The organism is Mesorhizobium sp. M0587 (assembly GCF_040320945.1).
Lineage (GTDB): Bacteria > Pseudomonadota > Alphaproteobacteria > Rhizobiales > Rhizobiaceae > Mesorhizobium.
The window spans coordinates 149,973-173,247 of sequence record NZ_JAMYQP010000008.1; the positions used below are offsets into that span (position 1 = coordinate 149,973).

General features: G+C 64.3%; 22 protein-coding genes and 1 tRNA gene. 14 read left to right on the forward strand and 9 right to left on the reverse strand.

What is annotated here, in order from left to right; genetic code table 11:
- Window positions 1-8: 8 nt before the first annotated feature.
- Both rnpA and rpmH read right to left on the reverse strand, forming a co-directional pair.
- Complete coding sequence (gene rnpA, locus NKI49_RS10275; RefSeq protein WP_352603423.1) at window positions 9-362, reverse strand: ribonuclease P protein component; 354 nt, start codon at window positions 360-362, stop codon at window positions 9-11.
- A gap of 14 nt (window positions 363-376) precedes the next feature.
- Entirely contained in the window at window positions 377-511 is a 135-nt protein-coding gene (gene rpmH / locus NKI49_RS10280; RefSeq protein ID WP_008833937.1) for a 50S ribosomal protein L34, read from the reverse strand.
- Window positions 512-790: 279 nt separating this feature from the next.
- Here rpmH and NKI49_RS10285 point away from each other — a divergent pair, with 279 nt between their 5' ends.
- From NKI49_RS10285 to NKI49_RS10315, 7 genes are all read left to right on the forward strand, one after another.
- Window positions 791-2,278 carry an ATP-binding protein gene (locus NKI49_RS10285; protein ID WP_352603421.1) on the forward strand — a complete coding sequence of 496 codons (1,488 nt, stop codon included), beginning with the start codon at window positions 791-793 and terminating at the stop codon, window positions 2,276-2,278.
- A 265-nt stretch (window positions 2,279-2,543) separates the two neighbouring features.
- Window positions 2,544-2,620, forward strand: a tRNA-Arg gene (locus NKI49_RS10290).
- Between the two features lie 153 nt (window positions 2,621-2,773).
- Window positions 2,774-3,190: a hypothetical protein gene (locus tag NKI49_RS10295; RefSeq protein ID WP_352603419.1), complete on the forward strand. Its 417-nt coding sequence runs from the start codon at window positions 2,774-2,776 to the stop codon at window positions 3,188-3,190.
- A gap of 459 nt (window positions 3,191-3,649) precedes the next feature.
- The gene (locus NKI49_RS10300; RefSeq protein ID WP_352603417.1) at window positions 3,650-4,579 is read left to right on the forward strand and encodes a multicopper oxidase family protein; all 930 of its coding nucleotides are present in this window, start codon (window positions 3,650-3,652) and stop codon (window positions 4,577-4,579) included.
- 32 nt (window positions 4,580-4,611) lie between these two features.
- A complete protein-coding gene (locus NKI49_RS10305) occupies window positions 4,612-5,163 on the forward strand; it encodes a multicopper oxidase domain-containing protein (RefSeq protein ID WP_352603415.1) in 552 nt (183 codons plus the stop codon).
- A complete protein-coding gene (locus NKI49_RS10310) occupies window positions 5,160-5,726 on the forward strand; it encodes a cytochrome c (protein ID WP_352603413.1) in 567 nt (188 codons plus the stop codon). The genes NKI49_RS10305 and NKI49_RS10310 overlap by 4 nt, the downstream gene beginning before the upstream one ends.
- A gap of 182 nt (window positions 5,727-5,908) precedes the next feature.
- Complete coding sequence (locus NKI49_RS10315; RefSeq protein WP_352603411.1) at window positions 5,909-6,142, forward strand: hypothetical protein; 234 nt, start codon at window positions 5,909-5,911, stop codon at window positions 6,140-6,142.
- 100 nt (window positions 6,143-6,242) lie between these two features.
- Here NKI49_RS10315 and NKI49_RS10320 read toward each other — a convergent pair whose 3' ends face one another.
- The gene (locus tag NKI49_RS10320) at window positions 6,243-7,031 is read right to left on the reverse strand and encodes a hypothetical protein (protein WP_352603409.1); all 789 of its coding nucleotides are present in this window, start codon (window positions 7,029-7,031) and stop codon (window positions 6,243-6,245) included.
- Between the two features lie 112 nt (window positions 7,032-7,143).
- On the reverse strand, window positions 7,144-7,845 hold the full coding sequence (locus NKI49_RS10325) for a GntR family transcriptional regulator (protein WP_352603407.1): 702 nt from the start codon (window positions 7,843-7,845) through the stop codon (window positions 7,144-7,146).
- A gap of 242 nt (window positions 7,846-8,087) precedes the next feature.
- Between NKI49_RS10325 and NKI49_RS10330 the strand changes: the two genes are divergently transcribed.
- The 7 genes from NKI49_RS10330 (at window position 8,088) to NKI49_RS10360 (ending at window position 16,347) form a co-directional block, all read left to right on the forward strand.
- Complete coding sequence (locus NKI49_RS10330) at window positions 8,088-9,128, forward strand: ABC transporter substrate-binding protein (protein ID WP_352603405.1); 1,041 nt, start codon at window positions 8,088-8,090, stop codon at window positions 9,126-9,128.
- 80 nt (window positions 9,129-9,208) lie between these two features.
- Complete coding sequence (locus NKI49_RS10335) at window positions 9,209-10,291, forward strand: ABC transporter ATP-binding protein (RefSeq protein ID WP_352603403.1); 1,083 nt, start codon at window positions 9,209-9,211, stop codon at window positions 10,289-10,291.
- Entirely contained in the window at window positions 10,291-11,217 is a 927-nt protein-coding gene (locus NKI49_RS10340) for an ABC transporter permease (protein WP_352603401.1), read from the forward strand. The genes NKI49_RS10335 and NKI49_RS10340 overlap by 1 nt, the downstream gene beginning before the upstream one ends.
- Window positions 11,214-12,014, forward strand: a complete 801-nt coding sequence (locus NKI49_RS10345) for an ABC transporter permease (RefSeq protein WP_352603399.1) — start codon at window positions 11,214-11,216, stop codon at window positions 12,012-12,014. The genes NKI49_RS10340 and NKI49_RS10345 overlap by 4 nt, the downstream gene beginning before the upstream one ends.
- 47 nt (window positions 12,015-12,061) lie before the next feature.
- Window positions 12,062-13,648 carry a gamma-glutamyltransferase gene (gene ggt, locus NKI49_RS10350; RefSeq protein ID WP_352603397.1) on the forward strand — a complete coding sequence of 529 codons (1,587 nt, stop codon included), beginning with the start codon at window positions 12,062-12,064 and terminating at the stop codon, window positions 13,646-13,648.
- 195 nt (window positions 13,649-13,843) lie between these two features.
- The gene (locus NKI49_RS10355; protein ID WP_352603396.1) at window positions 13,844-15,364 is read left to right on the forward strand and encodes an acyl--CoA ligase; all 1,521 of its coding nucleotides are present in this window, start codon (window positions 13,844-13,846) and stop codon (window positions 15,362-15,364) included.
- 2 nt (window positions 15,365-15,366) lie between these two features.
- Window positions 15,367-16,347 (forward strand): 2-dehydropantoate 2-reductase, encoded by a 981-nt coding sequence (locus NKI49_RS10360; RefSeq protein ID WP_352695624.1) that lies wholly within the window; start codon window positions 15,367-15,369, stop codon window positions 16,345-16,347.
- A 510-nt stretch (window positions 16,348-16,857) separates the two neighbouring features.
- On the opposite strand, the gene NKI49_RS10365 is transcribed toward NKI49_RS10360, so the two are convergent.
- The 5 genes from NKI49_RS10365 to NKI49_RS10385 form a co-directional block, all read right to left on the reverse strand.
- Window positions 16,858-18,615: an ABC transporter ATP-binding protein gene (locus NKI49_RS10365; RefSeq protein ID WP_352603392.1), complete on the reverse strand. Its 1,758-nt coding sequence runs from the start codon at window positions 18,613-18,615 to the stop codon at window positions 16,858-16,860.
- Window positions 18,616-18,865: 250 nt separating this feature from the next.
- Entirely contained in the window at window positions 18,866-19,810 is a 945-nt protein-coding gene (locus NKI49_RS10370) for an acetamidase/formamidase family protein (protein WP_352603390.1), read from the reverse strand.
- Window positions 19,800-21,443, reverse strand: a complete 1,644-nt coding sequence (locus tag NKI49_RS10375) for an ABC transporter substrate-binding protein (RefSeq protein WP_352603388.1) — start codon at window positions 21,441-21,443, stop codon at window positions 19,800-19,802. Before NKI49_RS10375 ends, NKI49_RS10370 begins: the two co-directional genes overlap by 11 nt.
- A gap of 34 nt (window positions 21,444-21,477) precedes the next feature.
- Window positions 21,478-22,398 carry an ABC transporter permease gene (locus NKI49_RS10380; protein ID WP_352603386.1) on the reverse strand — a complete coding sequence of 307 codons (921 nt, stop codon included), beginning with the start codon at window positions 22,396-22,398 and terminating at the stop codon, window positions 21,478-21,480.
- Window positions 22,395-23,261: an ABC transporter permease gene (locus tag NKI49_RS10385; protein ID WP_352603499.1), complete on the reverse strand. Its 867-nt coding sequence runs from the start codon at window positions 23,259-23,261 to the stop codon at window positions 22,395-22,397. The genes NKI49_RS10380 and NKI49_RS10385 overlap by 4 nt, the downstream gene beginning before the upstream one ends.
- Window positions 23,262-23,275 lie beyond the last annotated feature (14 nt).

The following is a 23,275-nucleotide window of genomic DNA, read 5'->3' on the forward strand; positions in this document are numbered from 1 at the left end:
CCCTTGGCCTATCGTGTTCCGCGAATTCGGCGGGAGAGTTCGGCCTTCAATTGGCCGAAGGGGGCGCGGAGCGCATCATCGCGCCCGACGATGACATAATCATTGCCGGGCATCATGTCATCGGCCGCATGGACGCGAACGGCTTCTTTCAGCCGCCGCCTGACGCGGTTGCGCACGACGGCGTTGCCGACCTTCTTGGTGACCGTGTAGCCGACGCGCGGCGCTCCGCCGTCGCCGCGGTCGAGAACCTCGACGAGGAAAAACCGCCCGCGGCGCTTTTCACCACGGCGGACGGCCAGGAATTCCGCGCGTTTCAGAAGCCGACTGGGGCTTTTCCCCTCTGGCTTGCCGGTTGCGGGCAACGATCTCGTCTCGCTTAGGCGCTGAGCCGCTTGCGGCCACGATTGCGGCGAGCTGCGACGACGCCGCGACCACCCTTGGTGGCCATGCGGGCACGAAAGCCGTGCCGGCGTTTGCGGACGAGTTTGGACGGTTGGTAGGTACGCTTCATTTGTTTTAATACCGCGGGGTGCGGCCCTTCTTGATTCTGTCACTCTGTAACAGGAGCTTAGCCGGGCCGGCTTTGGCGCGATCGAAACCGCGCCGGGACGAATGGCCCGAGCGTGTGCGGGCTTATAGAAAGAAGGGGTTTGGAAGTCAATCCGGCGTTGTCGTGCCGTAAACGCACGCGTTCCGGCACGAATTATCGCTTCCGACCAAGGATGAAATTGGCAAAAAAGCCGCGATCGCCTAATGTCGGCCGATCAAGTGATTGTGAAGACGGGACCGCATGAGCGAAGCCACGCAACCGGGGGAAGGGATCGGCACGGCGCCCGCCGCCGTCCGCACCGTGCCCTTGTCGCGCGGATTGTCGACGAAACTGCTGCTCTTGACCATTGTTTTCGTGCTGCTGGCCGAGGTGCTCATCTTCCTGCCCTGGATCGCGAGCTACCGGCTGAGCTGGCTCAAGGAGCGGCTGAGCACGGCCGCCGCCGTATCGATCGTCTTGGTGCAGGGCGAGCCGACCTCATTGTCGCGCGCGGCCCAGAACGACGTGCTGATGGCGATCGGCGCCAAGGCGATCGCGGTGCGCGACGGCGGCGTCTCCCGGCTGCTGGTGGTGGCCGACATGCCGCCGCAGGTCGATTCGCACATCGACCTCGCCAATGTCGGGATGATCAAGGGCATGACCGGCGCGCTGGACACGCTGTTCTTCGGCGGCGACCGGATGCTGCGCGTTTTCGGTCCGGTCGGCGACAGCGACAAGGAATTCGAGCTGATCATGCAGGACTACTCCCTGCGCAATGCCATGCTCATCTATTCGCGGAACGTCGCCTTCGTTTCGCTGCTGATCTCATTGTTCACCGCCATGCTGGTCTATGCGGCGATCGACCTCATCATGATCGGGCCGATCCGCGCGATGACGCGCTCGATGCTGTCCTTCTCCGAAGCTCCCGACGATCCCGGGCGCATCATCCACCCGGCCGCCCGCGCCGACGAGATCGGCGTCGCCGAGCGCGAGCTTTCGCAGATGCAGGTGCGGCTGCAAAAGATGCTTTCCGAGCAAAAGCACCTTGCCGACCTTGGCCTCGCCGTGTCGAAGATCAACCACGACATGCGCAACATCCTGGCCTCGGCACAGCTGATGTCGGACCGCCTGCGCCAGGTCAAGGACCCGACCGTGCAGGCCTTCGCGCCGAAACTTCTGCGCGCGCTCGACCGCGCGGTTTCCTATTCGGAAGGCGTGCTGGCCTATGGCCGCACGCAGGAGCCGCCGCCTTCGCGGCGCAGGGTGAGGCTGCGCCAGCTGGTCGAGGACGTGCACGGCCTGCTCGACATCGGACAAGGCATCGAGTTCGTCAACGCCGTCGAGACGACTTTCGAGGTCGATGCCGATTCCGACCAGTTGTTCCGGGTGCTCACCAATCTGTGCCGCAACGCGGTGCAGGCGATGGCGGCGGACAGCGAGAGCGCCCTTGTGCGGCGCCTGGCGGTGTCGGCCGAGCGCATGGGCAGCGTCAGCCGCATCGTCGTCACCGACACCGGCCCCGGCCTGCCGCCAAAGGCGCGCGAGAACCTGTTCGCGGCGTTCCGCGGTTCGGCCCGTAGCGGCGGCACCGGCCTTGGCCTGGCCATCGCCTATGAATTGATCCGGGCGCATGGCGGCACGGTGGAACTGGTCGAGAGCATAGGCGGACGCACCACATTCGCGGTCACCATTCCCGACCAGCCGGTGCGGCTCGATCAGGCCCGTGGCAATTTGCGCCGCCCGGCATGAGCTCCGGCGCTGGTTTCCAAAGGCCCCTGCCTCCCCGCCCAAGCCCTTCCCGGCCTTCCAGGTCCCGGTACTTTCCCATTCCCGGCTGAATTCAGGCGGTTCGAGCCGCCGGGGTCCGGGTTCGCCTCGCCGGATGAGGGATCTTGCGACAAAACTTTTGCCGGATCGGCTTGCTTTTCGCAAATTCAGTCGCTAGGGAACAGCTCACATCGCGGCCGGCCGTCAAGGACTGGACCGCGAGGTCATGAAAAGCATGGCCTGTTGCGCGCCCGTAGCTCAGCTGGATAGAGCACCAGACTACGAATCTGGGGGTCAGGAGTTCGAATCTCTTCGGGCGCGCCATTTCGGAATATGCTATCGCCGCCAAAATCAGCAGGTTCTTCGATTCACCAAGTCAAACTGTCGAATCGGCTCGGCGCATATTGTCGCCAAATTGGTCGGTCATATGGGAACTGTCAGTTCATGAGAGGTGAGAGTTCGAAGAAGGTCGGTCCAGTGTGCCGCCCGATCAGCATAGTCTGGTACGAGCGGCTCGCTGTCGCAGGGGTCGCTGCCGCTCTGGCATCCGCCGCCGCGGACGGGGCGACTCTCGCCAAGTATTACAGCCAGAACCCGATCTTCTATCCGATCTTGATCGCCTGCGTCTTTGCTGTGCAGTTGCTGTGGATCTGGCTGATCGCTCGCAAGCGACAGAATTGGGCCCGCTGGATCAGCCTCGTCGTGATGGTTCTCGGAATTCCAGCTGAAATCCTGGGTTTCGACGAACGCGTCCGGTTCAATGCAACCTCGGCAATCGTCTCTTACGCGGCATTCGTCATATGGTTGGCTGCCGTGTTGCTGCTCTTCCGCCGCGACGCCCGTGGGTGGTTCGCGGGCCAGCGCTTCGCACCGGACGCAGGTCAGCCGTCGTAAGAGACGGCTTTACCTGCATCTTTACCCGTATTTGTATCTTCGGTGCGCCTTCGGAAGAAAGATGCCCCATGCAGCCGCCTCGCTTACCTCGTTCGGGCAATGTCATCGAGTTCCGATTTCGATCCCATAATGCATCTCGGTAGACCTCGACGCGTTGCGCGAGCGCCCAAATGGTCCCGCCGATATGTCCATCAGCGCGCCGTCTCCTTGTGGTCGCGTGCCAGAGCCATCCAGATCGCGCGGGCAGCGTGCCCCATTTAGCTCAGCTCGGATCATATTCGGCGAATATTTCTCGCCCCATTCCGATAAATTCGACGATGTTGTCGTCGGATCCTCGACAAAGATGGTGCCGATGCCGAAGTCGAGCGGCTGCTCGATCCCACTTGACCTTCCAGCCGCTGGAACCCTTAGCGTTCCGGGGCGGTCATCCGGCGGGGCTTTCCAGTGAGGAGCAAAAGAATGCATCGACGCGGTTTTCTGGCGGCAGGCCTGGCGACGGTTCTGGCGAGCTCGCGCGCGCTGGCGCAGATGAAGATGGACGACACGTCGATGCCCGGCATGGACATGGGCGGCAATGCCGGCCACGACATGGGCGCGATGGCGCAAGACGCCGTTACCCTGCCGGATGGCCAGGCGTTGCGCGACCTGCCGCTGCTTGCCAACGAAACTGATAGACCTGGGCTGTTCAGGGCGAGGCTGACAGCGGAGCCGGCCGTCGCGAGATTTGCCGAGGGGCTCGACACGCCGATCCTCGCTTATAACGGCATGACCCCGGGGCCGCTGATCGAAGCCTTCGAGGGCGACCGTGTCGAGATCACCTTCGCCAACCGCATCGATGGCGAGGCGAGCACTATCCACTGGCACGGCATGCCGGTGCCGCCCGACCAGGACGGCAACCCGATGGATCCGGTCGCGAGCGGCACCGAGCGCGTCTACGCCTTCGATCTGCCGGAGGGCTGCGCGGGCTCCTATTGGTACCACCCGCATCCCCACAGAAGGACGGCGGAGCAGGTCTATCGTGGCCTTGCCGGTGCCTTCATCGTCAAGGCCAAAGCCGATCCCGTCCCGATCGAGTATGGCGACACGGTGCTGGTCTTCACCGATCTCAGGCTCGCCGCCGATGGCTCGATGCCCGGAAACGGCATGAGCGATCTGATGAATGGCCGCGTCGGCGACCACGTGCTGGTCAACGGCCAGAAGAATCCCAGGCTCGCCGTGGCGAAGGGCGCAAGGCGTCGCCTGCGCCTCTACAACGCCACCAATGCGCGCTTCCTGAAGCTCGCCTTCGACGGCGCGACGATGACGGTCATCGGGACGGATGGCGGGCTGCTCGCGGCGCCGGCCACGGCGGACGAGGTCCTGCTCAGCCCGGCGAGCGCATCGAGCTGATCGCATCCTTCAACAGGCCCGGCCCCGTCACCTTGTATACGCTCGATTACGACCGCGGCTGGATGGGCGCTGGCCGCCCGACCGATGCCGGGCTGACGCTGCTGACGGTCGATGTCTCTGAGGCGGAAGCCGATGGGATGCCGCCGCTACCGGCGCGGCTGCGCCCGATCGCACCGCTCGCCGCTCCTGCCCTCAGCCGGCGGCTGGTCTTGACGGAAACCATGGCGATGAACGCCACCGGCATGGAGATGGGCTTTCTGATCAACGGCAAGGCCTTTGACATGGCCCGCGTCGACATTGTCGCCAAGGTCGGTGAGACCGAACTTTGGGAGATCGTCAACCAGGCCGACATGGACCACCCGTTCCACGTCCACGGCACACAGTTCCAGGTGATCGAGCGCGAGCGCGACGGCATGGTCTTTGAGGCGCCCTACCTTGCCTGGAAGGACACCGTCAACGTAGCGCGCGGCGAGACGGTGCGGCTCCTGCTGCGCCAGGACCGCCCGGGACCGCGCATGTATCACTGCCACATCCTCGAGCATGAGCAGCTCGGCATGATGGGCGTACTCGACGTCGTGGCATGAAGGCCCTCAACGCGCCCGGGGCGGCCATGCTGGCGTTGGCCGGTTCGCTGACACTATCGTCGCCACAGGCCGTCGCCTCCGGCGATGGGATCGTGGCCGCGCGTCAGGCCTCCATGAAGGCGATGGCGTCGGCGGCAAAAGCCATCGCCGGGATGTTCGACGGCAAGCTTGCCTATGACGCCGCCGGATTCAAGACCGCGGCCAAGGCGCTCAGCGCCCGCACCGGCCCCGCCTTGATCGCGGAATTCCCTGCCGGCACCCTGGGCCCGCCGTCGGGCGCCAAAGCGGAGATCGAGCAGGCTCGGCCGGAGTTCGAGGCCCTCGCCAGCCACATCGACAAGCTTGCGAATACGTTGGCCGTGAAGGCCGAAGCGGCGCCTGCCCAGATCACCGGCGACATGCGCATGGGCGCGAAGGCGCCGATGGACGGCGGCAGCCTGCTCGGCAAGCGGCTGAGGGCAACGCAAGCAGATCCGGCCGGATTACCGGCGGAACATCTCCTGCACCTTATCCTCCAGGACTGCTCAAGCTGCCATTCCAAGTTCCGGCAACAGATCAAATGAGAATGGGGCGACGGCACCGGGCGCGGCCAGCGGAATCCATGTGCCGCCAAGCACAGGCTCGGCCAGATCACGAACTGGCTGGACTATGCTGCAATTCGGGGCTTCCGGCGTCCTACTCGGCCTATCGGCGGAGCCGCGAATCTGTGCTAAGCCGCCGCCCAACCAATTAAAGGACGACACCTGTGAGCGAACCGACCGTGGCCGAAGCGACCGAAAATATCTATGCCTCGCTCCGGGCGGACAATGCCGATATCGACGCACATATCGCGACGCTTAAGGCAGCGCTGACGCGAGAGGGTATAAAACAGGCGGTGTTCGATCCGACCAAATTAGCGCAAAGCAACCGCTCGGGCCGCAAGTTGATGCAGGCTTATTTTCGGCAGCGCGGCGTGAGCGTGAGGTTTTCGGACCAGTAGAACCGCGCCTGACCTCAAGCGCGCCGTTGCTCGGCCGGTCCGGTGGTTTGCCAACCAGAATCAGCAGGCCCGCATCGGGTCATACGCCGACGGAAAACCTCTAAAAGTGCCATATGTCCGGCTGCTTCCATAGATCGATCGGCGCTCGCCAAAGCCGGTAGCTAGCCGCCTGCTCGATCTGCTGGCTGACGGCCAGGTGGCCGTTGCCCGCAAAGAACGTCTGAAGACGCCTTCGGGCAAAAAGTTTCCGGCCTCTGGTGGTGTAGTTTCGAAGCGGCAGGCGGTGTGGGGCTATCCTGCATCCATTCCTGGACAGCGCGACGCCGATGCAAAACTGTTCCAGCGTATGCGCGCTTACGACACCAATCAGTTGCTCGATGGCGCGATAGGCGTCGGCCAGGGCGGGAAGAGCGGAGTTGTGGACGCCGAGGACCCCGCTGCTCCACATTGGCTCGTCGCCGGTCAGCATCTTGTCACCAAGCATGAAATGCCTGCCTTCGATCGCTCGATAAGGAACCTTTGGCCGTCCTTCCAATCTGTTCATTACGGAGTGTGACGGCGAAATCCGGTCGAAACAGCCCGACATGTCACCAACCGGGTACATGTCGGTATCCATGAGGAACAGGCGGTCGCAATGCTTGAGCAGGTCGACAAGGCCTGCCGCCTTTATGCCGAAACGATACCGGCCGCCGAAAGACATTTCGGTCATCCGGCTGGCCGTCAGCTCTACCGTCTGGATGGGATAGCCGTCGAAAACGCGCGTCCGATCGGTCAGAACCGTGACCTTCGCAGCCGGGCAATAATGCAGCAACCTCAGCGCGCTGAACAGCGCGCCGCGCGCGTATAACTCGTCATCGCCGAACGCGATATATCCGAAACTGTCGCCCATTTCCGCCCTGCAGGAGCACCGCACGCCTTGATTTCGCTTAAATCTGCAGGGGAGTCTATAAGCTATAACTTATACAGCTTGCCGAAATGTTCGAAGGCGATGATCGCCGATATCAGGATGCCTTGGCCAGGAAGTTCCGGTAGTCCGACTTGGCCTGCAAAAGGCGCAGCACATTGTTGCGCGATCCCCGTACATGGGCGCGTGCCAACGTGCCGGCGCGGCTGGCGTCGCCGGCACAGATCGCCTCGATAATCCCGGCATGCTCGTCGCGGGCGATCTTCCATTCGTCCAGCCACAGCAGCTCCGTCCAGACATAGTGCTGGCACTTGTCGAGGATGCCGCACAGCATGCCATGCAGCATGGCATTGCCGCTGATCTCGGCGATGACGCGGTGCAGGTCGATGCCGACCTCCAGCTCCTGGAATTTCTCCCTGGTGGTGCGCTCCGGGATGGCGGCCAGCCGCTCGCATTCGGCCAGCATGGCGCGCAGCCGCGCCTTGTCCTTCTCCGTCGCCGCGGCCGCCGCCAGTTCGGTCGCATGGCCGTCGAGCAGCTCGCGGATCTCGAAGGCCTCGCGAAACATGTTGATGTCGAACTCCGTGACGACATAACCCTGGCGCGGCCTGCCGGTGACGAGGCCATCGCGCTCGAGGCGGTTGAAAGCCTCGCGCACCGGCGTGCGGCTGACATTCAGCTTCACGGCGATGTCGTTCTCGGTGACGCGCGAGCCCGGCGGGATCTGACCGGTCACGATCATCGCCTTGAGCGATGAGTAGACCGAGTCGCGCAGCGTGTTTTTGGTTTCCTTGGCCAAGGTTCCGTTTCCCGTTCTCCGGGCTTTCGGCCGGAAGTAGATGTTTGCTCGATCGTATCTGTATTCAAAGCCGGCGCCATTTGCCACGTCTCGACGAGGCCGTTCCTGCATCCCTGTTGGATGCGTTCGCGACGCGCGCTCGATGGTGTTGACATCGCCGGTCCCGAAGCTACACTCAAAATTGTATACAAAATAGCATGCGAAATCAAAAAATCATGGGAACACCGGTCGGAGAGCCGAAAATGAACAGAACCAGAAGCGTTAGCATCGTTGCGATGGCGGGCCTCATGGCGTCGCTCGCGGCCCCCGCCATGGCGGGCGATACCATCACCGTCGCCTCTTGGGGCGGCACTTACCAGGAGGCGCAGACCAAGGCCTTCTTCAAGCCGGCCGCCGATGCGCTCGGCATCACCATCAAGGAAGACACCACCAACGGCCTCGACGACGTGCGGCTGCAGGTGACAGGCAATGCGGTGAAATGGGATATCACCGAGCTCGGCGCGGACGAATGCGCGCGCGGTTCGAAGGAAGGGCTGTTCGAAAAGCTCGATTACGCCGTGATCGACAAGAGCGGCATCAACCCGAAGCTTGTCCATGACGACTGGGTCGGCATTTCCTACACCTCGGTCGTGCTGATCTACCGGACCGATGTTTTTGGCGACAAAGGCCCCAAGAGATGGGCCGATTTCTGGAACGTGGAGAAATTTCCCGGACGGCGCGCGCTGAGCGGCAGCCAGGCGACCGAAACGCTGAGCGTCGCGGCACTCGCCGAAGGCATTCCGATCGACAAGGTCTATCCGGTCGATGTCGACGGCGCGCTGAAATCGGTCGACAAGATCCGCGGCCATGTCGACGCCTGGTGGACTTCCGGCGCCCAGGCCATGCAACTGGTGAAGGACGGCGAAGTCGACATGGCGAGCATCTGGAACGGCCGCGCCGGCACCTTGAAGAAGGAAGGCGCGCCGGTCAGCTTCTCGTTCGACCAGGGTGTTCTCACCGCCGACTGCATGATCATCCCCAAGGGCGCCAAGAACAAGGACGCGGCGATGAAGGCGCTGGCGATGTTCGTCAGCCCGCAATTGCAGGCCAATCTGCCGCTCTATGTCGACAATGGGCCGGTCAACGAAAAGGCCTTCGAGACCGGCAAGATCCCGCAGGAGCGGATCAGGGACATCAACTCGTCGCCCGAAAACGTCAAGAAACAGGTGCTGCAGGATGCCGGGTTCTGGCGCGACAATCTGGTCGAGGCGACGGAAAAGTTCGACAATCTGATTCAGCAATAGCCGCGGCCGGAACCAAACCACGGCAGGGCGTTAGCCGCCGCTTCGCCCTGCTGCCGCCCTGCCCTCAGGAGACGATGATCTTGTCCATTGCACCATCCGCGCTGCCGATCAGCATGCGCCGGATAGAGAAACGATTTGGCAGCGTCGCGGTGCTGCGCGACCTGAACCTCGATGTCGAGGCCGGCGAGTTCCTGACGCTGCTGGGGCCTTCCGGATCCGGAAAGACGACGCTGCTGATGATCCTGGCCGGGTTCGTCCGGGCCAATGCCGGCTCGATCAAGGTGGGCGCCGAAGAGATCATTACCACGCCGCCTCACAAGCGCAACATCGGCATGGTGTTCCAGAACTACGCACTGTTTCCGCACATGAACGTGTTTCACAACATCGCCTTTCCGCTGAAGCAGCGCGGCGTCGCGCCCGCCGAGACGGCCGAGCGTGTGGAGAAGGCGCTGGAGCTGGTGAAATTGCAGGGCCTGGGCGAGCGCCGGGTCGACCAACTCTCCGGCGGCCAGCGCCAGCGCGTGGCGCTGGCACGCGCCATCGTCTTCGAGCCGCGCATCGTGCTGATGGACGAACCCTTGTCGGCACTCGACAAGGGCTTGCGCGAACACATGCAGATCGAGCTGCGCGCCTTGCATCGCCGGCTTGGCATGACCACGGTCTATGTCACGCATGACCAACGCGAAGCCATCACCATGTCGGACCGTATCGCCGTCATGAATGGCGGGCGGATCGAACAGCTCGACCGGCCCGAGACCCTCTACGCCACGCCGCGCACGCGGTTCGTCGCCGGCTTCATCGGCGAATCGAATTTCGTTCCCGTCGAGTGCCGCAACGGTTCGGTCTGGTACGAGGACAGGCGCATCCACACGGCGGCGCCCGCACCCTCGTCGGGCCAGCACCTGATGGTGGTGCGGCCGGAAAAGCTGCGGCTGCTCGCAAATGCCGAACCGGCTAGCGGCGTCAATGTGCTCGACGCGACGCTCAGCGACGTCATCTATCAGGGCGACAGCTTCGTCTGCTACGCGGTGTTGCGCGATGGCCGCCAGCTGACGCTGCGCGACTATTGCCGCAGCGACGTGTTGGCGAAAATGCCGGCTCCCGGCCAGCCGGTCAGGCTCGGCCTCGATGCGCAGGACACCATCCTGGTGGCGGCCGACTGATGAGCGCGCAATCCGTCCTCATGGAGGAGACCGGCGGCCGTGCGGGTCAGGAGCTGAACACGCGGGCGCTGCACGCCGACGCCCGGCGCGAATCGCTGCGGCTGCTGGCGCTGCTGTCGCCAAGCCTGTTGCTCGTCTTCGCCATCGTCATCGTGCCGATCGGCTGGCTGTTCTGGCTGTCTCTGTTCGACGAAACCGGCGCCCTCAGCGCGGCCAACTATGCGCGCTTCTTCGAACAGGGCTCCTACATCAAGACCTTCGTCACCACCTTCAAGGTCGCCTTCATCGTCACCGGCGCCTGCGTCCTGCTCGGCTATCCCCTGGCCTACATGCTGTCGCAACTGCCGCGACGGGCGGCGTCGATCTGCCTGATTTTCGTCATCCTGCCGTTCTGGACGTCGGTGCTGGTGCGCACCTATGCCTGGCTGGTGATCCTGCAGCGCAAGGGCCTGATCAACAGCTGGCTGATGGACCTCGGGGTGATCAGCCAACCGCTATCCCTCGCCAACAATCTGTCGGGCGTCGTCATCGGCATGACGCATATATTGCTGCCGTTCCTGGTGCTGCCGCTTTATGCCTCGATGAAGACGATCGACACCGACTGCCTGCGCGCCGGGATGAATCTTGGCGCCGGTCCGACCGCGACCTTCCGGCAGATCTTCTTTCCGCTGTCGCTGCCGAGTCTTGCCTCGGGCGTGGTCATCGTCTTCGTGCTTTGCCTGGGTTTCTTCGTCACCCCGGCGCTGATGGGCGGCGGCAAGGTGATCATGTGGGCCATGCGCATGGAACAGACCACCAGCCTTTATTCCAACTGGGGCGCGGGCGCGGCACTTGGCGTCGTGCTGCTCGTGGTCACGCTGGCGCTTCTCGGCCTCTTCCAGTGGCTGCTCGGCGCGCGCGCTACCGGCGTGTGGAGTTCGCGATGAGCGAGGATGTCGGCCTGCCGATCTCGCATCGCCAACGGCTTTGGCTCTACGCGCTCGGTGGCCTCGTACTTCTGTTCCTGATCGCGCCGTCGATCATCATCGTCATCATGTCCTTCTCCGACTCGACACTGCTGCAATTCCCGCCGCAGCAATGGTCGCTGCGCTGGTACCAGACCTACTTCCAGTCGCTGGAGTGGCGCGACGCGACGATCGTCTCGGTCAAGGTGGCTGTCATGACAGTGCTCGTGGCGACGCCGCTGGGCACCGCCGCCGCCTATGCGATCAACAGGGGCACGCTGCGCTTCAACGGCACCATCAACGCGCTGCTGACGGCGTCGCTGATCGTCCCGGTGATCCTCATCGGCATCGGCACCTTCTTCCTCTATGCCCGCATCGGGCTCAACAACACACTGACCGGCCTGGTCATCGCGCATACGGTGCAAGCCCTGCCGCTGGTGGTGCTGACCGTGCTGTCGGGGTTGCGCTCCTACGACATGAACCAGGAGCGCGTCGCACGCAGCCTAGGTGCCGGACGCATCGCCGCGTTCTGGCAGGTGACCATGCCGCAGATCCGCTTCTCGATCGTTTCGGGCGCGCTGTTCGCCTTCATCACCTCTTTCGACGAGGTGGTGGTTTCGCTGTTCATATCGGGCGGCGAGACGACGACATTGACGCGCCGCATGTTCAATGCGCTGCGCGACCAGATCGACCCGACGATCGCCGCCATCTCGACTTGCCTGATCGTGCTGTCGATCATCCTTTTGTCGATTGCGCAGGTCTTCGGGCGGCGGCAATGATTTCATCCGACCAATTCGCTTCAAGTGAGAGGGGATATCCAGACAGAATGCGTGATTTCCAGTTTCCCGGCCGCTCGCCGGTTCGTGCCACGGAAGCGGTTGCCGCGACCTCGCATCCGCTTTCGACCCTTGCGGCCATCGACATGCTGCGCTCCGGCGGCAATGCCATGGATGCCGCTGTGTGCGCCGCCGCCGTGCAGGCCGTGGTCGAACCGCAGTCGACCGGCATCGGCGGCGATTGCTTCGTGCTTTACTGCCCGGCGGGGCAAGGCGACGTGCTGGCCTTCAACGGCTCCGGCCGCGCGCCTTCCAAAGCAACGGTCGACTGGTATCTCGAACGAGGCTTCGACCGCATCCCGTTGCAAGGCCCGCATGCGGTCACCGTCCCGGGCGCCGTCGACGCCTGGAGCCGCCTGCTCGAGGATCATGGCCGCAAGGGTCTTGCCGATGCGCTGGCGCCGGCTATTCATTACGCCGAGGACGGCTATGTCGTGCATGACCGCGTCGCCTTCGACTGGGCGGAACCGGAAACCGACCTTTCGGCCGACGAGCATGCCGCGCGCATCTTCCTGCCGGGCGGCAAGGCGCCGAAGGCTGGAGATGTCCATCGGCAGCCGGAACTCGCCGCCACCTTGCGCATCGTCGCCAGGCACGGCCGCGCCGGTTTCTACGAAGGCGCCGTCGCCGATGACATCGTGCGCCGGCTCAACGAACTGGGCGGGCTGCACTCGCACGAGGATTTCGCGGCGACCAAAGGCGATTATGTGACGCCGGTCAGCACCTCCTACGGCGGCTACGACATTCACCAGATGCCGCCGAACAATCAGGGCCTGACGGCGCTCTTGATGCTGAACGTGCTGTCGGGTTTCAAGCTTGGCGGGATCGACCCCAACGGTGCCGAACGCCTGCATCTCGAAATCGAGGCCGGGCGGCTGGCTTATCGCGATCGCGATCGCTACGTCGGCGACCGGGACCATGTTCCGGTGCCGGTGGAGCAGCTTCTGTCCGGCGCCTATGCCGACAGGCTGCGCGCCGAGATCGACCGCGACCACGCCATGACGCATCTGCCGCCCATGGAGTTGCCCGGCAGCGACACGGTCTACATTTCCATCGTCGACCGCGACCGCAACGCGGTCTCCTTCATCAACTCCACCTATTATTCCTTCGGCAGCGGCATCGTCAGTCCGAAAACCGGTATCGTGCTGCAGAACCGCGGCTCGAGCTTCCGCCTCGACCCGTCGCATCCAAACGCGATCGCGCCCGGCAAGCGACCGATGCACACGATCATGCCCGGCATGGCAACCAAGGGCGGCCGCGTGGTGATGCCGTTCGGCGTCATGGGAGGCGGCTACCAGCCGTTCGGACATGTGCATCTTTTGACCAACATGATCGACTTCGGCATGGACCCGCAGCAGGCGCTGGATGCGCCAAGGGTGTTCCATAATGACGGCATGGTGGAGGCCGAGCGCGGCGTTCCGGCCGAGGCGATCGAAGGCTTGCGCCGGCGCGGCCATCGCATCGCCGAGCCGCATCACCCGCTTGGCGGCGGGCAGGCGGTGCTGATCGACTGGGAGAGGGGAACGCTGACCGGCGCCTCCGATCCGCGCAAGGATGGGATGGCGCTGGGATATTGAGGTGGCTGGGGACTGCTTTCAAGGCGTTGGCGCTGCCCCTCATCCGCCCTTCGGGCGCCTTCTCCCCGTGAACGGGAGAAAGGAGATGGCGCAACCCGGCAGGGCAATGAGGGGCGGCGCCAGCGTCCACAATTGTCCGGGCGGAATCGTCCGCTGGACTTTCAAAAGCTGCCGTTTGAACCATAATCGGTGACCATGAGCACGAATTCAAAAGACCTCTCACGCCGTCTTGCCGCCGGCGCCGACGACGCCCCGGCGATCCTGGCACCCGAACGGACGACGCTCACCCATGGCGGGTTGCGCGATCTCATCGCGGCCACGGCGGCCGCCCTGCATGCGCGCGGCATCGGGCGGGGCGACAGGGTGGCCATCGTGCTGCCGAACGGGCCGGAGATGGCCACCGCCTTCGTCGCCGTGGCGGCAACCGCCTCGACGGCGCCGCTCAATCCGGCCTACCGGGCCGACGAGCTCGATTTCTATCTCACCGACATCGGCGCCAAGGCGGTCCTCGTTGCGGAAGACGAAACCGGACCCGCGGTGACGGTGGCCGAACGCCTCGGCATCGGTGTGCTCAGGCTTGTGGCGCAGCCCAACGAACCGGCGGGAAGTTTCACGATCGAGGGCTCGGCGATCGGTGCGCCGGCTGCGCCCGACATGGCGCGGGACAGCGACATCGCGCTTTTGCTGCACACGTCCGGCACCACGTCGCGGCCCAAGCTGGTGCCGCTCAGCCATGCCAACATCGCGGCCTCGGCCGTGCACATCGGCGCGACGCTTGGCCTGACGGCCGATGACCGCTGCCTCAACATCATGCCGCTGTTCCACATTCATGGCCTGATCGCGGCGGTGCTGTCGTCGCTGGCGTCAGGCGGCAGCATTTACTGCACGCCAGGCTTCAACGCGCTGCGCTTCTTCCAGTGGCTGGGAGAGGCGCGGCCAAGCTGGTACACGGCGGTGCCGACCATGCATCAGGCGATTCTGCCGCGCGCGGCACGCAATGCCGAGGTGCTGGCGGCGGCGCGTCTGCGCTTCATCCGCTCGTCCTCGGCGTCGCTGCCGGCGCAAGTCATGGCCGAACTCGAGGCGACCTTCGGCTGTCCGGTGATCGAGTCCTATGGGATGACCGAGGCCGCGCACCAGATGGCGTCGAACCGGCTGCCGCCAGACCGGCGCAAACCGGGCAGCGTCGGTGCCTCCGCCGGACCGGAAGTGGCTGTCATGGCGCCCGACGGGCGACTGCTCAAGGCCGGCGAGACCGGCGAGATCGTCATTCGTGGACCCAATGTGACAGCGGGTTACGAGAAGAACCCCGATGCCAACGCGACGGCCTTCGCGCATGGCTGGTTCCACACCGGCGACCAGGGCGTGCTCGACGAGGACGGCTATTTGCGCGTCACCGGCCGGCTCAAGGAGATCATCAACCGCGGCGGCGAAAAGATCTCGCCGCTCGAGATCGACGACGTGTTGATGGACCATCCGGCGGTGGCGCAAGTCGTCACCTTCGCCATGCCGCATGACAAGCTTGGCGAGGAGGTGGCGGCGGCAGTCGTGTTGCGCGAAGGCATGGTTGCCGACGAGACCGATATTCGCGCTTATGCCGCGATGCGGCTCGCCGACTTCAAGGTGCCGCGCAAGGTGCTGATCCTGGCCGAGATCCCCAAGGGCGCGACCGGCAAGCTGCAGCGCATCGGCCTGGCCGCCAAACTCGGGCTTTGACGATGAAGATCACCATTTTTGGCGCCGGTGCGATCGGTGGCTATCTCGCCGCCAAGCTTGCCCTGGCTGGCAGGACCGATCTGTCGGTCGTGGCGCGCGGCGCGCATCTGGAAGCGATCAGGGCAAATGGACTTCGCCTGATCGAAGACGGCCAGGAATCGGTGGCTGCCGTCCGCGCCGCGGCGGACGCCGAGGAGCTTGGCGTGCAGGACACCGTCGTGCTGGCGCTGAAGGCGCATTCGCTCACTCCCGCCCTCGACCAGATCGCACCATTGCTTGGACCGGAAACCGCTGTCGTCACCATGCAGAACGGCGTGCCGTGGTGGTATTTCCACAAATTGGGCGGGCCGCTCGAAGGCGTCAGGCTGAACGCGGTCGATCCCAACGGCGCGATCTGGCAGCGGATCGGGCCGCAACGCGTCATCGGCTCGGTCGTCTATCCCGCGGCCGAAGTCGACGCGCCTGGCCTCGTCCGCCATGTCGAGGGCAAACGTTTCTCGCTCGGCGAACCCTCCGGCGAGCGCAGCGAACGGGTCGTGAAACTGGCCGAGGAAATGGTCAAGGCCGGCCTGCAGGCGCCTGTGCGCGACGACATACGCAGCGAAATCTGGGTGAAGCTGTGGGGCAACCTCTCCTTCAACCCGATCTCGGCGCTGACCGGCAGCACGCTGGCAGCGATCGTCGCCGACGATGGCACCCGCACGCTTGCCCGCACCATGATGCTGGAAGCGCAGGCGATCGGCGAAAGCCTCGGCGTGCGTTTTCCCATAGCCGTCGACCGGCGCATCAAGGGCGCCGGCGATGTCGGCGAGCACAAGACCTCGATGCTGCAGGACCTGGAACGCGGCCGGCCGATGGAGATCGACGCGCTGGTAGGCGCGGTGCAGGAACTGGGGCGACTGACCGGGAATTCAACGCCGACGATCGATGGAGTGCTGGCGCTGGTAAGGCGGCTGGCGGTGGAGCGGGGATGTTACGGGTAAGGCAGTCCGTTTGGTCTCGACGCGCCGGCGGCGTACTGCGCCGAAGCGATCAAAGGCCGAAGCTGGGAACGACCCAAGGTTCCCCGATGTATCCCAAGCGCGGCTCGAGCTTTTCGTCTGCAGCGCCACGCCACACTGGCGATACGGTTCCTGTTGAACGGCAGTCCAGCCCTTTCCGCCCATTTAGAACCGTACGAGACAGATCGGCGCGTGGCGGAGCTATGATCTTTGTCAGTTTCTTCTCGTGCGCATCGGCGGCGGTGAATCCGGAAATCACGATGGCCGCGCACACAATAGCCGATCTCATCCTACATCTCCCATTACAGCACATCCCAGAAGAGGGGTGGTCCGCCCTTGCGGGCAGTGTCGTTGGGATGGGCGTTTGACCTCAGCCGGTCTTGAGGCGTCGGCTTGCCGGAGATCGTGGCGTTATATTAGCAATAGCGCAATTAGCTCTTTCGGCGTAGCACGGGGGCTCCTGGACCCTGGACGGGCCAGGCAGCCCGCCCCTCATCCCGCCACCAGATGCCCGCCGCCGACATCGCTCAGCACCAGCCTCCGCGGGCTTTCGCCAACCCTTCTCGTCGCGCTCGGGATCTCCTGGTCCAGCCTTGCGAACCGGCTCCTGCGCTGCGCCGGGTCGGGCACCGGCACGGCTTCGATCAGGCGTTTGGTGTAAGGATGGCGTGGGTTGGAAAAGACTTGGTCGCGCGTGCCCATCTCGACGATCTGGCCGAGATACATGACCGCGACGCGGTCGGAGATGTTTTCCACCACCGCCATGTCGTGCGAGATGAAAAGGTAGGCGACGCCGAATTCGCGCTGCAATTCCTTCAACAGGTCGAGCACGCGCGCCTGCACCGAGACATCGAGCGCCGAGACGCTTTCATCGGCGATGATCAGCTTAGGCCGCAGCGCAAGCGCCCGTGCGATACAGACGCGCTGGCGCTGCCCACCCGAGAATTCATGCGGATAAAGCTCCATCTGGACGGCCGACAGGCCGACGCGCTCGAACAACGATGCCACACGCTCCCTGCGCTCTTCTTTTGAAGCGATGCCATGGATGACGAGCGGCTCGGCGACGAGATCGCCAACGCGCATGCGCGGATCGAGCGAAGCGAAGGGGTCCTGGAAGATCATCTGGACGTCGCGGCGCACTGCCTTGCGCTCGTCACGGCCGAGACCGGACAGATTGCGCCCACCGATGACGATGCCGCCGCTGTAAGGCACAAGCCCGGCCAGCGCCTTGGCGGTGGTCGACTTGCCGCAACCGGACTCGCCAACCAGTGCCAGCGTCTCGTTGGGTGCGATCGAGAAGCTGACGCCCTCGACGGCATGAACTCTGGCGTTGACCCGGCCGAAGACGCCGCCGCGCAGGTCGAAGCGGACATGCAGGTCGTTGACCTCGGCGACATTGGCCGGCGTCGCCGTCTCGGCGTCCCTGGACTTCTGGCGGCCGACGCCGCTGCCGATGCGCGGCACGGCGGCCAGCAGCTCTCGGGTGTAATCGGCTTGCGGCCGGGCGAAAATGTCAGCGGTTTTCCCCTCCTCCACCATGCGGCCGTGCCGCATGATGATGACGCGGTCGGCCATTTCGGCGACCACGCCCATGTCGTGCGTGATCAGGATGACGCTGGTGCCGTGCTGGCGCTGCAGGTCGCGCAGCAGTTCCAGCACCTCGCCTTGCACGGTGACATCGAGCGCCGTCGTCGGCTCGTCGGCAATCAGCACGTCCGGTTCGAGAGCCAGCGCCATGGCGATCATCACACGCTGGCGCATGCCGCCCGACAGTTCGTGCGGAAACTGCTTTAGCCGGCTTTTCGCTTCCGAAATACGCACCGCTTTCAACGCCTCGATGGCACGCTGACGTGCCTGCGCCGGTGACAGGCTGGTGTGCGCCTCGATGGATTCGGTGAGCTGCCGACCGATCGACAGCACCGGATTGAGCGAGGTCATCGGCTCCTGGAAGATCGTGGCGATGCGGTCGCCGCGAATGCGGCGCATCCGGCGCTCGTCGAGCGCTGTGAGTTCCGTCTCACCAAGGTGGATCGCGCCTGAGGATATGCGGGCGGCAGGCTGCGGCAGCAATTGCATGATCGCCAGCGCGGTCATCGATTTGCCGGAGCCGGATTCGCCGGCAATGCAGAGCGTCTCGCCGCGTTTGAGCGTCAGCGACAGGTTGGAGACGACATCGCGCTCGCCATCCTCGCCACGCACGCTGACGGAGAGGTTGGCGATGTCGAGGATTATTTTGCCGGCTGAGGTCATTGCAGACGCAGACCTGCAGGGGATTTATTCTGTGGCGCCCCCCTCTGTCCTGCCGGACATCTCCCCCTCAAGGGGGGAGATCGGACTGCGCGCAGGATTTCGCAAACGACCCCCGCTTGAGGAATGGTGGCACGACGAAACAGCCAATCTCCCCCCTTGCGGGGGAGATGCCCGGTCCACCCTCCGCAGCAGCTGCGCTGCAGCTGCGGAGGACGGGCAGGGCAGAGGGGGGTGCCTTGGCGCAGACCTCTCATTCGAACACGCAGCGCGGGAAGTAGAACGACACCACCCAGTTCGGCAGGTCGACGATCTCGCTGATGCGGAGATCGCCGCAGACCGAGGCCAGCATATAGGCCTCGACGGGATCTATTCTGTAGCGGCCGGCGAGCAGGTCGACCATCTGCAGAACCGCCTCCCTGCCGCCGGCCATCAGGTCCGGGCCGATGCCGGTCGTCACCTCATAGCCCTTGCCGTCGAGATGGCGGGTCACCGGCCCTGATGTGGTGAAGCGCGGTGTCTTCAACCTGGCGTCCTTGACCAGGTCGAGCTTGAGCACCACGTCCATCGGGCTTTCGATCGCCGTGCCGCAGACCTCGCCGTCGCCTTGCGCGGCGTGCGTGTCGCCGACCGAAAACAGCGCGCCGGCCACTTCCACCGGCAGATACAGCGTTGTGCCGGCGGCGAGATCGCGGATATCGAGATTGCCGCCGACGCGCCTGGGCGGCACCACCGAATGATGGCCTAGCTCGCCCGGCGCGTTGCCAATGGTGCCGGCGAAAGGTTTCAGCGGCACGCGGGCGTTCTTGCCGAACAGCGCCGGCTCGAGCGATGCGGCGTCGTACTTCCAGATGTTGAGCGCCGGCTCCTTGAAGTCGTCGGAGAGCAGACCGAAACCCGGAATGTTCGCCGTCCAGCCGAAGCCGGACGGCTTGAACATCTCGATCGTCACCTTCAGCGCGTCGCCGGGCTCGGCACCCTCGACGAAGATCGGCCCGGTGACGGGATTGATGGTGGCGAAATCGAGCTTGGCGATGTCCTCAACCGTGCTGTCGGCGTTCAACTGGCCGCCGGAGGAATCGAGGCACTGGAACTCGATGGTCGAGCCGGGCGCCACCCATTCGGCCGGGGCAAACGAATTGTCCCAGCCGAAATGATGATGGCGCCCGTGGATGGTGTAGTCGCAGCTATTGCACATCTTTTACGTACACATTGTCGTAGTTGATCGGAATATGGACTGGGTCGACATAGAGATTGTCGGCGCCGCCCATACGGGCCGATTTCATGGTGAAGCGCTGCTCGTTGAAGACCGGCGCCCAGGGCGCGTCTTCCATTACCTTGTCGTAGATGGCGCTCCACATCTTGCTGCGCTCGGCGGCTTTCGCCGGGTCGACCACCGAATCGGCCTCGGCCGCCTTGGCATCGAGATCCTTGTTGCAATACCAGGACCAGTTCCAGCCGCCCGGCACCGCACCGGCGCAGCCGAGGATCGGGCCGTAGAAGTTGGACGGATCGGGGAAGTCGGCGATCCAGGCCATGCCGCCGGACCAGATCATAGGCGCGCCGGCCTTGTCGCCGCCGGCGGCGATGACGTTGGCCTGCGCCAGCGACTGGATGCTGGCCTTGATACCGATCGCGGCCAAATCCTGCTGGATCGCCTGGGCGATGCGCGGGTTGGGATCGGTGTTCATGGCAAACAGCTGCGTGTCGAAACCGTCGGCATGGCCGGCCTCGGCGAGCAGCGCCTTGGCCTTGGCGACGTCATAGGGATAGCCCTTGTATTCCTTGTCGTAGCCCGGCATCGACGGCGGCAGCGGCTGGTTCGCCGGCACGGCGCGGCCGTTGATGATCTGGATACTGCGCGCCTTGTTGATCGCCATGTTGACGGCTTGGCGCACCTTCACATTGTCGAACGGCGCCATCGTCGTGTTCATGGTGATGTAGCCGGTGTGCAGCTGGCCGCCTTCGACGACGCGCGCCTTCTGCTCGGGATCGGCCATCACCTCCTGGAACTTGGCCGGCGGAATGCCGTCGCCGGGCACGTCGATCTCGCCCTTCTGCAGGCGCAGCAGCGCCACGATCGGCTCCTGGCCGATCTCGAAGGTGATCTTGTCCAGATGCGGCAGGCCCTTGTGCCAATAGTCGGCGTTGCGCTCGAAGACGATGCGCTGGCCGAGCGTCCATTCGGCGAGCTTGAACGCGCCGGTGCCGACCGGATGCTTGCCGAAATCGGCGCCGTATTTCTCGACCTCTTCCTTGGGCACGACATGCGAGAAGTTGATCGCCATGACATGCAGGAAGGTGGCGTCGGGCCGGGTCAGTTCGAACTTGACCGTGTAGGGGTCGATAGCGGTGACGCCGGAGAGGCTTTCGGCCTTGCCCGCGACGACATCGTCATAGCCCTTGATCGAGCCGAAGAAGCCGGCGCCGGGGCTCTGCGTCTTGGGGTTGGTGACGCGGTCGAGCGAGTATTTCACATCATCGGCCGTCATTTCGCGGCCATTGTGGAATTTGACGCCATGGCGCAGCTTGAAGGTGAAGGTCTTGCCGTCGGGTGAAATTTCGTAGCTTTCGGCGAGGTCGGGCTTCAAATTGGTGGTGCCCGGCTCATAATCCATAAGCCCGTCGAACAGGCTCTTGATCATCGACCAGTTCTGCCAGTCATAGCCGATCGCCGGATCGAGGGTCGCGACATCGTCCTTGTAGGTGATGGTGATGGCGCCGCCCTGCTTGGCATTCGGATCGACGGCGTCTTCGGCGCGCGCGCTTGCCATGCCGAGCATCAGCGCCAGCGCCGATGCGGCCACGGTGGATGCCAGAAACTTTTTCATTTTCATGTTCCCTTTCTCTGTTTGTTTTTCATTTTCATCTGAGCTTGATGCGCGGATCGATGAAGGGCGCGATGATGTCGGCCAAGAGATTGCCGAGCACGATGGCGAAGGCCGACACCAGCGTGACGCCCATAATGATCGGGATGTCGACGCGCTGGATGGCCTGCCACGCCAACTGGCCGATGCCGGGCCAGCCGAACACGCTTTCGACGACGACGATGCCGCCCATGAAGATGCCGATATCGATGCCGATCATGGCGATGACCGGCAGGATGGCGTTGGGGAGCGCATGGCGGAACAGGATGGCGCGGCGCGCAAGGCCCTTGGCGCGGGCGGTGCGCACATAATCCTGGCGCAGCACGTCGATCATCGACGAGCGCATCATGCGCGCGTACCAGCCGGCGCCGAGAATGCCCATGGTGAGCGAGGGCAGCACCAGATGGCGCCAGCTGCCGTAGCCGCCGATCGGGAACCAGCTCAGCCGCACGGCGAAGACATAAAGCAGCAAGAGCCCGACGACGAATTGCGGCGCCGAGACGCCGACGAAGGAGGCGACCATCAAAGTCTGGTCGGTGGCGGTGCCACGCTTGACGGCGGCGATCAGGCCCATGCTGAGGCCAATCAGAAGTTCGCACAGGATGGCGCCGACCATCAGCAGCAGGCTGGCCGGCAGCCGCGAGACGATCAGTTCGGTCACCTCGGAGCGCTGGATGTAGGAGCGGCCGAGATCGCCGCTGACCAGCCTGGCCAGATAGTGCCAGTACTGGACAACGAAAGGCTGGTCCAAGCCGAGCTGCTGGCGGATGTTCTCGACCGTCTGAGGCGTCGCGCTGCGGCCGGCGATCTGCCGCACCGGATCGGCCGGCAGCAGATAGAGCAGCGCAAAGGTGATCAGCGAGACGCCGAGCAGGATGAGCAGCGACTGGATCAGGCGGCGGCCGAGATAGGCGATCATGCGCGGCCCCTTTGCGTCGGATCGAGAATGTCGCGCAGCGCATCGCCGATCAGGTTGAAGGCCAGCGCCAGCGCCAGGATCGCGGCACCGGGGAAGAACACCAGCCAGGGCGCGGCTTGGAAGTAGGTCTGGTTCTCGAAGATGATGTTGCCCCAGGAGGCGGTCGGCGGCTGCACGCCGATGCCGAGGAACGAGAGCGTTGCTTCCAGCAGCACCGTGGTCGAGATGCCGAGCGTGCCCCAGACGATGATCGTCGGCAAAAGATGCGGCAGGATGTGGCGGAACAGGATGCGCGGCGCGCTCGCCCCGATGGTCCGCTCGGCGTCGATGAACTCGCGTTCGGCCAGCGAAGAGGTTTCGGTGTAGATGACGCGGGCGGTCTGCACCCAGTTGACCAGGGCGATGACCATGGCGACGATCCACAGGCTGGGCTGGAAAACCGCCGCCAGGCAGATGGCGAGCAGCAGCGCTGGAAACGCCATCATCAGGTCGGTGAAGCGCATCAGCGCGCTGCCGACCCAGCCGCGGAAATAGCCTGCGGTAACGCCGACCAGCGTTCCTATGAATAGCGCCACGCCATTGGCGACGATGCCGATGATCAGCGAGGTGCGGGCACCATAAAGGATGCGGGTCAAGAGGTCGCGGCCGAGCAGGTCGGTGCCAAGCCAGAATTTTGCGTCGGGCGGCAAGGGCGAGCCTTCCAGCGTCAGCCCGTCGAACATCTGCTCATTGGGATCGTAGCCGGTCAGCCATGGCGCCAGGACAGCGCCGACGACGACGATGGCGACGATCACCAGGCCAAGCAGCGCCAGACGGCGCTTGACCAGCCGGCGCCAGACGCCGGCGCGCGGCTTGACCGGCATGCGCCCGGCGGCCG

What these genes read in the sequence shown, in the direction of transcription:
- rpmH (WP_008833937.1), bottom strand. Translation starts at nt 511, where the DNA reads ATGAAGCGTACCTACCAACCGTCCAAACTCGTCCGCAAACGCCGGCAC.
- NKI49_RS10285 (WP_352603421.1), top strand. Translation starts at nt 791, where the DNA reads ATGAGCGAAGCCACGCAACCGGGGGAAGGGATCGGCACGGCGCCCGCC.
- NKI49_RS10300 (WP_352603417.1), top strand. Translation starts at nt 3,650, where the DNA reads ATGCATCGACGCGGTTTTCTGGCGGCAGGCCTGGCGACGGTTCTGGCG.
- NKI49_RS10310 (WP_352603413.1), top strand. Translation starts at nt 5,160, where the DNA reads ATGAAGGCCCTCAACGCGCCCGGGGCGGCCATGCTGGCGTTGGCCGGT.
- NKI49_RS10320 (WP_352603409.1), bottom strand. Translation starts at nt 7,031, where the DNA reads ATGGGCGACAGTTTCGGATATATCGCGTTCGGCGATGACGAGTTATAC.
- NKI49_RS10330 (WP_352603405.1), top strand. Translation starts at nt 8,088, where the DNA reads ATGAACAGAACCAGAAGCGTTAGCATCGTTGCGATGGCGGGCCTCATG.
- NKI49_RS10340 (WP_352603401.1), top strand. Translation starts at nt 10,291, where the DNA reads ATGAGCGCGCAATCCGTCCTCATGGAGGAGACCGGCGGCCGTGCGGGT.
- NKI49_RS10345 (WP_352603399.1), top strand. Translation starts at nt 11,214, where the DNA reads ATGAGCGAGGATGTCGGCCTGCCGATCTCGCATCGCCAACGGCTTTGG.
- ggt (WP_352603397.1), top strand. Translation starts at nt 12,062, where the DNA reads ATGCGTGATTTCCAGTTTCCCGGCCGCTCGCCGGTTCGTGCCACGGAA.
- NKI49_RS10355 (WP_352603396.1), top strand. Translation starts at nt 13,844, where the DNA reads ATGAGCACGAATTCAAAAGACCTCTCACGCCGTCTTGCCGCCGGCGCC.
- NKI49_RS10360 (WP_352695624.1), top strand. Translation starts at nt 15,367, where the DNA reads ATGAAGATCACCATTTTTGGCGCCGGTGCGATCGGTGGCTATCTCGCC.
- NKI49_RS10365 (WP_352603392.1), bottom strand. Translation starts at nt 18,615, where the DNA reads ATGACCTCAGCCGGCAAAATAATCCTCGACATCGCCAACCTCTCCGTC.
- NKI49_RS10370 (WP_352603390.1), bottom strand. Translation starts at nt 19,810, where the DNA reads ATGTGCAATAGCTGCGACTACACCATCCACGGGCGCCATCATCATTTC.
- NKI49_RS10375 (WP_352603388.1), bottom strand. Translation starts at nt 21,443, where the DNA reads ATGAAAAAGTTTCTGGCATCCACCGTGGCCGCATCGGCGCTGGCGCTG.
- NKI49_RS10380 (WP_352603386.1), bottom strand. Translation starts at nt 22,398, where the DNA reads ATGATCGCCTATCTCGGCCGCCGCCTGATCCAGTCGCTGCTCATCCTG.
- NKI49_RS10385 (WP_352603499.1), bottom strand. Translation starts at nt 23,261, where the DNA reads ATGCCGGTCAAGCCGCGCGCCGGCGTCTGGCGCCGGCTGGTCAAGCGC.